At 71.4% G+C, this 12,032-nt stretch carries 11 protein-coding genes; 8 read left to right on the top strand and 3 right to left on the bottom strand.

Annotated features, from left to right (window positions below; genetic code table 11):
• Positions 1–68: 68 nt before the first annotated feature.
• Positions 69–893 (top strand): SDR family NAD(P)-dependent oxidoreductase, encoded by an 825-nt coding sequence (locus BHE75_RS13415; protein WP_070934183.1) that lies wholly within the window; start codon positions 69–71, stop codon positions 891–893.
• Positions 894–931: 38 nt separating this feature from the next.
• Positions 932–1,669, top strand: a complete 738-nt coding sequence (locus BHE75_RS13410) for a metallophosphoesterase family protein (protein WP_015457276.1) — start codon at positions 932–934, stop codon at positions 1,667–1,669.
• Positions 1,670–1,672: 3 nt separating this feature from the next.
• On the opposite strand, the gene BHE75_RS13405 is transcribed toward BHE75_RS13410, so the two are convergent.
• Positions 1,673–2,395 (bottom strand): DsbA family protein, encoded by a 723-nt coding sequence (locus BHE75_RS13405; protein ID WP_070934181.1) that lies wholly within the window; start codon positions 2,393–2,395, stop codon positions 1,673–1,675.
• On the bottom strand, positions 2,396–2,974 hold the full coding sequence (locus tag BHE75_RS13400; RefSeq protein ID WP_070934179.1) for a DciA family protein: 579 nt from the start codon (positions 2,972–2,974) through the stop codon (positions 2,396–2,398).
• A 14-nt stretch (positions 2,975–2,988) separates the two neighbouring features.
• Here BHE75_RS13400 and BHE75_RS13395 point away from each other — a divergent pair, with 14 nt between their 5' ends.
• Both BHE75_RS13395 and nudC read left to right on the top strand, forming a co-directional pair.
• Entirely contained in the window at positions 2,989–4,074 is a 1,086-nt protein-coding gene (locus BHE75_RS13395; RefSeq protein WP_070934178.1) for an A/G-specific adenine glycosylase, read from the top strand.
• A gap of 5 nt (positions 4,075–4,079) precedes the next feature.
• A complete protein-coding gene (gene nudC / locus BHE75_RS13390; protein WP_070934176.1) occupies positions 4,080–4,955 on the top strand; it encodes an NAD(+) diphosphatase in 876 nt (291 codons plus the stop codon).
• Positions 4,956–4,965: 10 nt separating this feature from the next.
• Here nudC and BHE75_RS13385 read toward each other — a convergent pair whose 3' ends face one another.
• Positions 4,966–5,865: a prephenate dehydratase gene (locus BHE75_RS13385; RefSeq protein WP_041865092.1), complete on the bottom strand. Its 900-nt coding sequence runs from the start codon at positions 5,863–5,865 to the stop codon at positions 4,966–4,968.
• A gap of 201 nt (positions 5,866–6,066) precedes the next feature.
• Here BHE75_RS13385 and BHE75_RS13380 point away from each other — a divergent pair, with 201 nt between their 5' ends.
• From BHE75_RS13380 to BHE75_RS13365, 4 genes are all read left to right on the top strand, one after another.
• A complete protein-coding gene (locus BHE75_RS13380; RefSeq protein WP_070934175.1) occupies positions 6,067–6,717 on the top strand; it encodes a c-type cytochrome in 651 nt (216 codons plus the stop codon).
• Positions 6,718–6,947: 230 nt separating this feature from the next.
• A complete protein-coding gene (locus tag BHE75_RS13375; protein WP_015457269.1) occupies positions 6,948–7,694 on the top strand; it encodes a thioredoxin domain-containing protein in 747 nt (248 codons plus the stop codon).
• Positions 7,695–7,724: 30 nt separating this feature from the next.
• Positions 7,725–11,150, top strand: a complete 3,426-nt coding sequence (gene smc / locus BHE75_RS13370) for a chromosome segregation protein SMC (protein WP_070934173.1) — start codon at positions 7,725–7,727, stop codon at positions 11,148–11,150.
• Between the two features lie 65 nt (positions 11,151–11,215).
• Entirely contained in the window at positions 11,216–12,031 is an 816-nt protein-coding gene (locus tag BHE75_RS13365; protein ID WP_015457267.1) for an aldo/keto reductase, read from the top strand.
• The last annotated feature ends 1 nt before the right edge of the window (position 12,032 follow it).

The following is a 12,032-nucleotide window of genomic DNA, read 5'->3' as shown; positions in this document are numbered from 1 at the left end:
CGTTTGGAGGGCGCGCGTCGCGCCGCCGTCGACTAAATCGACCGAAATATCGACGGGAAAGGATCAATATGGCGTTCGAGGGCAAGGTTGCGGTCATCACCGGGGCGGCGAGCGGGATCGGCCGGGGGCTGGCGGAACGCGGGCACGCGCTTGGGCTGAAGCTGGTGCTGGCCGATCGCGACGCGGCCGCCGCCGAGGCGCTGGCGGCATCGCTGGAGGGCGCGATCGCGGTGCCCACCGACGTGGCCGATCCGGCGGCGCTGGCGGCGCTGGCCGACGCCGCCTGGGCGGCCTTCGGCGGGGTCGACTATCTGTTCAACAATGCCGGGATCATGGCGACGGGCTATAGCTGGGAGATCGATCCCGCCCGCTGGGACGCATCGATCGACGTGAACCTGAAGGGCATCCTCCACGGCATCCGCGCCTTCGTGCCGCGCATGATCGATCAGGGGCGCGGCCATATCGTCAACACCGCATCGGTCGGCGGCTTCGGCGCGAGCCCGCTGATGGCGCCTTATAGCGTCACCAAGTTCGCCGCCGTGGCGCTGACCGAATCGCTCCATGCGGAGCTGGCGATGCTGGGCGCGCCGGTGCGGGTGAGCCTGCTGGCACCCGGCCCGGTGAAGACCGCGATCTTCGAAAACCCGTTCGGCGGCGCGGTGAACCCGGCCACCCAGCGCTTCGTGGACGAACTGCGCCACATGCTGGACAGCTATGGGCTGGAGCCGGGGCCGTTCGCCGACAAGGTGTATGAGGCGATCGCGGCCGGCGAATTCTGGATCGTGCCCCAGCCCGAGGCGCTCGATCCGATGCTGAAGGCGCGGACGGAAACCATCCTGGCCCGCCGCACCCCCGAATTTTCCTGGAACGGCGGCGAACCCGCCGACGCCTGAGGCGGGAACCCCAATGCGGGTGGCGGCATTGATTCCGCATGGCCGCCACCCGCTTGTTCCATGCATCGGACCTCCATTTCGGCCGCGAGGACGTCGCGGCCGTCGCCTGGTTCGCCGATCGCGTGCGGGTGGAGCGGCCGCATGCCGTGGTCATCACCGGCGATCTGACGATGCGGGCGCGATCCAGCGAATATGAAGCGGCGACCCTGTGGCTGCAGCGGCTGGACGTGCCGGTATCGATCGAGCCGGGCAATCACGACCTGCCTTATTTCAACCCGATCGCCCGGATCGCCGCGCCCTATCGCCGCTATGAGCGGCTGCGGCGCGCGCTGGAGCTGCCGCTGGACCTGCCGGGCATCTGGCTGGTGCCGCTGCGCACCACGACGCGGGCGCAATGGCGGTTCAACTGGTCATGGGGCGTGGTGCGCAGGCGTGCGATCGTCGAGGCGGTGGAGCGGCTCCGCGCCTGCCCGCCCGATCATATGGCGATCATTGCCTGCCATCATCCGCTGATCGGCAACGACATGCCCGACGGCCATGGCGAAACCCTGCGCGGCGAAAAGGCGCTGGAGGCGGTGGCGGCCGCCGGCGCCGAGGCGGTGCTGAGCGGCCATGTCCACCAGCCGTTCGACGCGCGGGTCGATACCGCCGCCGGGCCGGTCAGGCTGATCGGCGCCGGCACGCTTTCCGAACGCCTGCGCGACGCGCCGCCATCCTTCAACGAACTGCGCGTGGAGGACGGCCGGCTCGACGTATCGCTGCGGACGATGATGTAGCGGCTATTTGCCGGCCACGGCCGCCTTGAGCTGCGGTTCCAGCGCCTGCCAGTTGAAGGTCTTTTCCAGCGCCTTGCCGTTCAGCACGAAGCTGGGCGTGCCCTGGATGTCATAGCTTTCGATCGCCTTGCCGCGGATGGCGACGATGCGGTCGCGCAGGCTGAGATCGGCGAGGCAGGCCTTCACGCGCGGCGCGGGCAGGCCGTTCTTCGTCGCCCATTCGTCCAGCTTCATCGCCTGGGCGAGCGCGGTGTGGAGCTGGGCCGGGGGCGTGGCGCTCAATCTCTCGCCCGTCGCCTCGTCCGGCGCGCGATCGAGGATGGCCTGCTGATCGGCGAACATCTTTTCGCCCAGCGCCACGGCGGCGGCGGGCGTGGCGGTGCAGCGCACCAGCATGCCTTCGGTAAGATCGATCGGGTTGAGCGCGAACTGGCGGAATTCCAGGCTCACCTTGCCGGTGGCGATATAATCGCGGCGGACGATGGGCATGCCTTCCGCCATGAAATGCGCGCAATGCGGACAGGTGTAGGATGCATATTCGATCAGCTTCACGGGCGCCGCCGGGTTGCCGATCAGCCAGCCGCCCTCGGGCGTGGCGACGATGCGGCGGTTCCAGTCCGGCGCCTTGGCCGGGGCCGCCACGGCGGTGGCGGGCGGCAGGGCGGCGGACGCGCCGATGGCGGCGAGCGAGGCGAACGCCGTCAGCACGGCGCGAAACTGGATCATCTATTTGTTTCCATCATCGATAACAGGCGGGCCTTTGGTGGCGGTGATCGCGCCGGCCAGCGATTCGAGCACGGCGCGCAGTTCCGGATCGGCGATCGTCCGCAGGCTGTCGCCCAGCTCCACGGGCATCAGATCGGCCGGCAGCGGCTTCAGCGAAGGCGGGGCGCGGCGGGGCTGGGGCCTGGCGGTGATTCCCTGCCGGATCGCGACGCGGGCGACGGCCGGATAGCCGAAGAAACGGTTCACCCGCTCCACGATCTCGGGCGCGACATGCTGCATCATCGCCGCATGCGCGCCTTCCACCGTCAGCGTCAGCACCCCTTCGGCGCGCTTGCCCTGCGGGAAGCGGATCGATTCGGGGGCGGAAACGCCGGCATAGCGCGGGCCGACAATCTCCCCCCAGCGGCTGACGACCGCGGACTGGACGAAGCCGAAACGGCGGAAGGAGGCGCGGCCCACATCGGGCACCATATCCGCCACGGCGCGCGCGCGGTTCTGGCGCGGCGGCGCTTCCTCGGCGGATCGCGCGCGGCGCGTGCTGGGCGTTCTGGTCTTCCGTTCCGTCATCGGCTTTCCCATGCCATAGCGCGGCCATGCCCGTCGACAGCGCCGTCGCGAATCCGATCGCTTATTCCACCGCACCCCCGATCGCCGCCGGCCTGCTGGCCTGGTATGACCGGGCGGCGCGGCGCTTGCCATGGCGCGCGCCGCCGGGCGATCCGCCTGCCGATCCCTATCGCGTCTGGCTTTCCGAAGTGATGCTGCAGCAGACGACGGTGGCGGCGGTCGGCCGATACTTTGCCGAATTCACCCGGCGCTGGCCGACCGTGGAGGCGCTGGCGGCGGCCGACGATGCCGAGGTGATGGGCGCGTGGGCGGGGCTCGGCTATTATGCCCGCGCCCGCAACCTGATCGCCTGCGCGCGCGCGGTCGCGGCGGCGGGCGGGCGCTTTCCCGACGAGGAGGCCGGCCTGCGGGCCTTGCCGGGCATCGGCGATTATACCGCCGCCGCCATCGCCGCGATCGCCTTCGGCCGGCGGGCGGTGGTGGTGGACGCCAATGTCGAGCGCGTCGTCGCCCGGCTGTTCCGCATCGAAACGCCGCTGCCGGTCGCCAAGCCCGCGATTCGCGGAGCGGCGGACGGCATCACCCCCGACATGCGCGCCGGCGATTTCGCGCAGGCGATGATGGATCTGGGCGCCACCATCTGCACGCCCAAGCGGCCGGCCTGCGCGATCTGCCCGCTGATCGATCATTGCGCGGCCTTCCGCGCAGGCGATCCCGAACGGTTCCCGGCCAAGGCCCCCAAGGCGGCGCGGCCGGAGCGCAAGGGCACCGCCTTCTGGCTGGAGGCAGAGGGCGCGGTGCTGCTGGTCCGCCGGCCGGACAAGGGGATGCTGGGCGGCATGCGCGCGCTTCCGACCGGGCCGTGGACCGATGCCGATCCGGGCCTTGCCGGCGCGCCCCGATCGGCTGCGTGGCGATCGGCGGGGAAGGTGGCGCATGTCTTCACCCATTTCGCGCTGGAGCTGGATGTCGTCACCGCCGTCGCGTCCGGCCGCGATGCGGGGGAGGGGGAATGGTGGCCGGTCGCCCGCATCGGCGAGGCCGGCCTTCCCACCCTGTTTGCAAAGGCGGCGAGGCTCGCCCAGAAAGCGCGCGGAAAAGACGGAGAGTGACGGGCATGCACATGGCACCGGGTTTCACGGGATCGCCCCTCGAACGGATCGACAATGAACGCGATCATCCCGGCCTGCTGGCGGCGCGGGCCGGGGACCCGGCGGCGCTGCTGCTCCGCATGGAGGGGCTCGATCCCGTCGCCGCGCCGGACGGGCGGCTCGAATGGGCGCCGCTTGTCGAGGCGCCGGCCGGGGTGGAGCTGGCGCTGCTCGGCCTGATCGACGGGCGGCCACGCTTCGTGGCGCTCGATCCGGCGGCGACGGGCAGCGGCCACAACCTGATCTGGCGGCTGCTGGATGGCCTGCCCGATGGCGAGGCCGGCACCTATGCCGCCGCGCGCAGCCTGGTGGACTGGCACGCCCGCCACCGTTTCTGCGCGCGCTGCGGCAACGAGACGCAGACGATGCGCGCCGGCTGGGCGCGGCGCTGCGGCGCGTGCGGGGCGGAACATTTCCCCCGCACCGATCCGGTGGTCATCATGCTCGCCGAATATCGGGGCCGGGTGCTGATCGGCCGCCAGCCGCGCTTTCCCGCCGGGCGCTATTCGGCGCTGGCCGGCTTCGTCGAAGTGGGCGAATCGATGGAGGAGGCGGTCGCCCGCGAGCTGTTCGAGGAAGCGGGCGTGCGGGCGACGCGGGTGCGCTATGTCGCCAGCCAGCCCTGGCCCTTTCCCTCATCGCTGATGATGGCCTGCATCGCCGATGTCGAATCGGATGCGGTGACGCTGGACGCCAACGAGCTGGAACATGCGATGTGGGTGGGGCGGGACGAGGTGGCCGCGGCGCTGGCGGGGGACCCTTCGGCGCCCTTCATCGCCCCGCCGCCTTATGCCATCGCCCACACGCTGTTCGCGCGCTGGCTGGACGGGGCCGGAGCCTGACGGCCCCGGATCAGGCTTCCCCGCCGCGCGCCCGCGCCCTCGGATAGGTGCCGAGGATGCGGACCCATTTGGAATGGAAGGCCAGTTCCTCGAGCGCGCGGGCCACGGCCGGGTCCTCGGGATGGCCTTCGATATCGGCGTAGAATTCCGTCGCGGCGAAGCTGCCGCCCCGCTGGTAGCTTTCCAGCTTGGTCATGTTCACGCCGTTGGTCGCGAAGCCGCCCATCGCCTTGTAGAGCGCGGCGGGGATGTTCTTCACCTCGAAGATGAAGGTGGTCATCACCGGCCCGGCTTCCCGCACCGGCTGCCCGTCCAGCGCCAGGATCACGAAGCGGGTCATATTGTGTTCGGCATCTTCCAGCCCGTCGGCCAAGATATCGAGGCCGTAGAGCTGGGCGGCCGCGGGCGGCGCGATGGCGGCGGTGCGCTTCGCGCCGATCTCCGCCACCATGGCGGCGGCGCCGGCGGTGTCGGCATAGCTGATGGGGCGGAGGCCCCGCGCGCGCAGCCAGTTGCGGCACTGGCCCAGCGCCTGCGGATGGCTCATCACCTCGGCCACGTCCTCCATCGCGCCGGTGCCCATCAGCGCGTAGCGGATCGGCAGGAAATGCTCGCCGGTGATGACGAGGCCCGATTCCGGCAGCAGGAAGTGGATGTCGGCCACCCGGCCGTGCAGCGAATTTTCGATCGGGATCATCGCGCGATCGGCGCGGCCTTCGCGCACGGCGTCGATCGCGTCCTCGAAGCTGAAGCAGGGGAGCGCCAGCCCCTCGGGAAAGGCCTGTTCCACCGCGATGTGCGAATTGGCGCCCGGCGCGCCCTGGAAGGCGACGGCGCGGGCGGGATCGGCCGCGGCGGCGGCCATCATCTGCGCGACGAGCGCGCGCGCGGGGGCAGGATAGCTTTCCATGTCGGCGGCGCGCTTAGGCCGACCCACGCCCCGCCGCAACCCGATCCTTGGCGCGGGTATGGATAATGTCGCCGCCGCCGGCTTTTTGAGAATGATTCGCACAGATAAGCCGCGCTTGCGGTGCGAGACTCTCGAAACTAAAGGAAACCCGCTTTTGACCGCGCAGGGGAAGCGCGGCCCCCGAGGAGGTTTCGAAAAGGCATGGACAACCGTTTCAACACCATTGCTGGCTGGGCGCTGGCCGGCGGTATCGCGGCGCTCGGGCTCTCGATCCTTACGGGTGAATATTTCAAGGCCGAACGCCCCGAAAAGATGGGCTATGTGGTCGAAGGCGTCGAGGATGAAGGCGGCGAGGCGGCCGAGGCCGAAAAGCCGATCGCCTTCTATCTCGCCAGCGCCGACCCGGCCAAGGGCGCGGACGTGTTCAAGAAGTGCGCCGCCTGCCACAATGCCGACAAGGGCGGCAGCAACGCGCTCGGCCCCAACCTCTGGGGCGTGCTGGGCGAGCCGGTCGGCCAGGGCGCGCATGGCTTCGCCTTCTCCGAAGCGCTGAAGGGCAAGGGCGGCACCTGGGACTGGCAGAATCTGAGCGACTGGCTGCACAATCCGAAGAAGTTCGCGCCGGGCACGAAGATGACCTTCGCGGGCCTCTCCAAGCCCGAGGATCGCGCCAACATCATCGCCTATCTCAACCAGCAGAGCGACCATCCGAAGCCGCTTCCCGCCGTGCCGGCCGAAGCGGCGGCGGCCGCACCCGCCGAAGGGGCGGCGCCCGCGGAAGGCAATGCTTCGGCCGAAGCCCCGGCCGCCGGCAACGAAGCGGCCCCCGCCGCCGCGCCCGCCACGCATTGATGCCGCGCGGAGGGGCCTGCCGCCCCTCCGTCCGCATGCCGCCGCCTCAACATGGTTGGGGCGGCGTTTTCATTTTCTGCCATCCCGCGATCGATCGGGCCGCAAAGTCCGCGTGCCCGCCGGCGCGTCCGCCGTCGCGGCCGATGGCGCCTTTGCGCGATAAGCCGTTGAAGCCGGCCGCGCGCCGCGCCATGATCGCGCAACAGGGCCACCAGGAGTTTCCCCAAGTCATGAAGATCGATTTTCGCTGGGCCGTCGCCGCGCTCGCGCTCACGGCTGCCGGTTGCGGCAAGCAGGACGCCACCGACAATGCGGCCGCGGCCGGCAACGCATCGGCCGCCGCCACCGCGCCGGCCGGTAAGGACTGGACCGAAACGGTGGTGAAGACGCCCGAGGGCGGATTCCGCATGGGGAATCCCGATGCGCCGGTGAAGCTCGTCGAATATGCCTCGCTCACCTGCCCGCACTGCGCCGACTTCTCCGAGCATGGCGTGCCGAAGCTGCGCGAGGATTATGTCCGCACCGGCAAGGTGAGCTGGGAATTCCGCACCTTCGTGCTGAACCCGGTCGATGTCTCGATCTCGCTGCTGGCGCGCTGCCAGGGCGAAGGGCCTTTCTTCAAGCTGGTCGAGCAGACCTATGCCGAGCAGAAGAACTGGGCGCCGAACATCAGCAAGATCAGCAATGCGGAAATCACCCGCATCCAGGGCCTGCCCGAAAGCCAGCAGTTCGGCGCGCTGGCGACGGCGGCGGGCATGGACGAATTCTTCCGGGCGCGCGGCCTTTCCAAGGAAAAGGCGGATCAGTGCCTGGCGGACAAGGCCGGCCTCGATCAGATCCTGGCGATTCGCGAACGCGGGGCCAACCAGGACAAGATCACCGGCACGCCTTCCTTCCTGATCAACGGCAAGCTTGCCGAAGGCGTGTATGACTTCAACTCGCTTTCGGCCGCGCTGAACACCGCGCTGGGCGGCTGAGGCCTCGGGGCCGGAGGGGCATAGACCGCCATGCGGATCAGGCGGCTCAAGCTTTCGGGCTTCAAGAGCTTCGTCGAACCCTCCGAACTCCGCATCGAGCCGGGGCTGACGGGAATCGTCGGCCCCAACGGCTGCGGCAAATCCAACCTGCTGGAGGCGATCCGCTGGGCCATGGGCGAAAGCTCGGCCAAGTCGATGCGCGGCGGCGGCATGGAAGACGTGATCTTCGCCGGCACCACCCAGCGGCCGGCGCGCGATTTCGCCGAGGTTTCCATCCTGGTCGATCGCGCCGCCACGGGTGACGGGCAGGAAGGCGAGGTGGAGATCGTCCGCCGCATCGAACGCGGCGCCGGTTCCGCCTATCGCATCAACGGCCGGGATGTCCGCGCCAAGGATGTGGCGCTGCTGTTCGCCGACGCGGCGACCGGCGCCCATTCGCCCGCGCTGGTCAGCCAGGGGCGCATCGCCGCCGTGATCGCGGCCAAGCCCACCGAGCGGCGGCAGATGCTGGAGGAGGCCGCCGGCATCGCCGGCCTCCACGTCCGCCGCAAGGATGCCGAACAGAAGCTCCGCGCCACCGAGGCCAATCTCGCCCGGCTGGACGAGCTGCTCGCCGACATGGACGTCCGCGCCAATGCGCTGCGGCGGCAGGCGCGCGCGGCCGAGCGCTATCGCCAGCTTTCCGATCAGATCCGGCTGGCCGAGGCGCGGCTGATCTATGCCCGCTGGCGGGAGGCGGCGGCCGCCGCCGATGCCGCGAAGGCCGAGGCGGCGGCCGCCGAAGCCGCCGTCCATGCCGCCGCCGAGGCCCAGCGCGCCGCCGCCGCCCATCAGGCCGAGGCGGTGCGCGCGGTGGGCGATGCGCGGGCCAGGGCGCAGGCGACGCGCGAGGCGGCGGCGGAGGCCGGCCACCAGCTCACCACGTTGCGGGCCGAGCGCGCGACGCTGGAAAGCCGCCTTGCCGAGCTTGCCCGCCAGGGCGAGACCCTGGAGCGGGATCGGGCGCGCGAGGATACGCTGGCGGTGGATGCCTCCGCCGCGCTCGCCCGGCTGGCCGAGGAGGACAAGGCGCTCGCCGCCGCGCGGGCCGGCGCCGATGCCGAGCAGGCGGGCTTCGCCGCGCGGGTAAGCGAGGCCGAGGGCGCCGCGCGCGACGCGGAGGTTGCGCTCGCCCACGCGGTTGCCGAGCAGGCGGCGGAGCAGGCCGAGGTCCGCGTCGCCCAGGCCGCGCTGGCCGCCGCCCGCCAGCGGCTCCAGCGCGCCGAGGCCGAGCGCGCGCGGGCCGAGGCCGATGTCGCGGCGCTGCCGGATGCGGAGCCGCTTCTCGCCCGGCAGCAGGAGGCGCTGGCCCGGCGCGATGCGGCGCAATCCACCGCCGCCGACGCCACGGCCGCCATCGCGACAGCCGAGGCGGAGCGGGATGCCGCCGCCGCCCGGCGCGATGGCGCGGAAAGCGAAGCCGCCGCCGCCCGCGCGGCGCTGGCGGCGCTCGAAAGCGAATTCCAGGCGCTGACGCGGGGGCTGGCTTCCGATGCCGGCGGCGATCAGGCGCTGGGCAAGGTGCGTGCCGCCCCCGGCTATGAGCGGGCGCTGGCGGCGGCGCTTGGCGACGAGCTTTCCGCGACCGTCGGGCCTGCCGGCAAGCGCCGCTGGGCGGGGGCGGATCGCCATCCCTCCGATCCTGCCCTGCCGGCCGGCGTGGAGGCGCTGGCGGCCTGGGTGGAGGCGCCGGCCGAGCTGGCGCGGCGGCTGGCGCAGGTGGGTGTGGTGGATGCGGATGACGGCGCGATCCGCCTTGCCGCCGGCCAGCGCCTCGTCACCCGCGACGGGCGCATGCGGCGCTGGGACGGCTTTGTCGCCGAGGATGTCGGCGCGGCCGCCGCCGAGCGGCTGATCCGGGTCAATCGCCTCGCCGCGATCGAGCAGGCGCTGCCGCCGGCGCGCGCGACGGNGGAGCAGGCTGGCGCGGCGGTGGCGGCGGCGCAGGCGGCATTCGCCGCCGCCCGTGCCGCGATCGATGACGGCCGCCGCCGGCTCGCCGATGCCGAGAATGCGATGCGGGCCGCGGTGCGCGATGCCGATCAGGCGGGCACCGCGATCGAGCGGCTGGCCGGCCAGCGGGCGACGTTGGAGCAGCGCGCCGAGCGGGCGGCGGCCGAGCGCACGGAGGCGGCGGATGCGGCCGCCCAGGCCGAGGCGGGCGTGGCGGCCCTGCCGGATGGGCTGGCGACGGCCCGCAAGGTCGATCAGCTCCGTCAGGCCAATGATGCCGCCCGTTCCAGCCTGGCCGATCTGCGCGCCGCGCTGGCCACGCTCCGCCAGCGGATCGAGGCGGATGCCCGCCGGCTGGAGGCGGTGCGCGCCGAATCGAAGAGCTGGCGATCGCGCGCGGGCGATGCCGCCCGCCGGATCGACGAGATGGCGAAGCGGGCCGATGCGGTGGCGAAGGAGCTGGCGGCGCTGGCCGAGGCGCCCGCCCGGCTGGATGCCCGCATCGCCGCGCTGGAAGAGGAAGCGGCCGCGGCGGAAGCCGCCGCTGCCGAAGCCCGCGAGGCCGAGCGCGTGGCCGAGGATCGGCTCCGCCAGGCCGAACGGGCGGCGGCGGAGAGCGGCGAGGCGCTGGCCGCCGCGCGCGAGGGGCGGGCAGGGGCGGCCGCCCGGCACGAGAATCAGGAATTGCGCCGCGTGGAGATGGGCCGCATCTCCGGCGAGCGCTTCGGCTGCCCGGCGCCGGTGCTGCCCGAGAAGATCGGCTTCGCCAGCGGGGAGGTGGGGGATGCCGCCGCCCAGTCGGCCACGCTGGACCGCCTGACCGCCGATCGCGAACGGCTGGGCCCCGTCAACCTCGTCGCCGAAACCGAGCTGGCGGAGCTGGAGGACGCGCGCGCCACCGGCCAGGCCGAGCGCGATGAGCTGGGCGAGGCGATCCACCGCCTGCGCGGATCGATCGGCAGCCTCAACCGGGAGGGGCGGGCGCGCCTGCTGGCGGCGTTCGAGGCGGTGGACCAGCATTTCCGCCGGCTGTTCACCACGCTGTTCGCGGGCGGGGAGGCGCATCTCGCGCTCACCGAATCGGATGATCCGCTGGAGGCGGGGCTAGAGATCATGGCCCAGCCTCCGGGCAAGAAGCTGGCGGCGCTCACCCTGCTTTCCGGCGGGGAACAGGCGCTGACGGCGGTGGCGCTGATCTTCGCCCTGTTCCTCACCAATCCCGCGCCGATCTGCGTGCTGGACGAGGTGGACGCGCCGCTGGACGACGCGAATATCGAACGTTTCTGCGACCTGCTCGATCGGATGACGCAGGAAACCGAGACGCGCTACCTGATCGTCACCCACAATGCGGTGACGATGGCGCGGATGCATCGGCTGTTCGGCGTCACCATGGTGGAACGTGGGGTCAGCCGGCTGGTATCGGTGGATCTGGGCGGGGCGGAAAGGCTGCTGGCGGCGGAATAGGCCGCCCTTGTCTGGCCGCCGCAAGCGCCCATCTGCCCCTTTGGAAACAGCCTTGGAGCATCGGCATGAGCGACCAGCCCACCATCGCCCTGAACGACGGCCGCGATATTCCGCAATTCGGCCTGGGCGTGTTCCAGATGCCGCCGGCCGATACCGAGCCGCTGGTCGCGGCGGCGATCCGGCTGGGCTACCGATCGGTCGATACCGCCGCTTATTATCGCAACGAGGCGGAGGTGGGCGCCGCCGTCCGCGCTTCGGGCAAGCCGGTTTTCGTCACCACCAAGCTGTGGATGGCGGACATGGGCTTCGATACGGCGCTGGCCGCGCTCGACCGCAGCCTCGCCAATCTCGGCACGGAGAGCGTGGACCTCTATCTCATCCACTGGCCGGTGCCGTCGCGCGACCTCTATGTCGAAAGCTGGAAGGCGCTGATCCGCGCGCGGGACGAGGGCAAGGCGAAGTCGATCGGGGTCTCCAACTTCGCCATCCCCCATCTCGAACGGATCATCGGCGAAACCGGCGTGGTGCCGGCGGTCAACCAGGTGGAGCTGAACCCCGGCTTCCAGCAGCGCGAGCTGCGCGCCTTCCACGCCGCGCACGGCATCGCGACCGAAAGCTGGGCGCCGCTGGGGCGGGGCCGGCTGCTGGACGATGCCGCCATCGCCCGGATCGCCGCGCGGCACGGCCGCACGCCCGCGCAGGTGCTGACCCGCTGGCATATCGAAAAGGGGCTGATCGTTTTCCCCAAGACATCCAGCGAGGCGCGGCTGCGGGAAAATCTCGGCGCGCTCGATTTCCGGCTGGATGCGGAGGACATGGCCGCGATCGATGCCCTGGACAGCCCGGACGGGCGGCACGGCCCCGATCCCATGTCGATGTAGC

Origin of the sequence: Edaphosphingomonas haloaromaticamans (assembly GCF_001853345.1) — a bacterium.
GTDB lineage: Bacteria > Pseudomonadota > Alphaproteobacteria > Sphingomonadales > Sphingomonadaceae > Sphingomonas_E > Sphingomonas_E fennica.
Note: the sequence above shows the minus strand (reverse complement) of the source record. Positions and strands in the feature narration are given on the sequence as shown.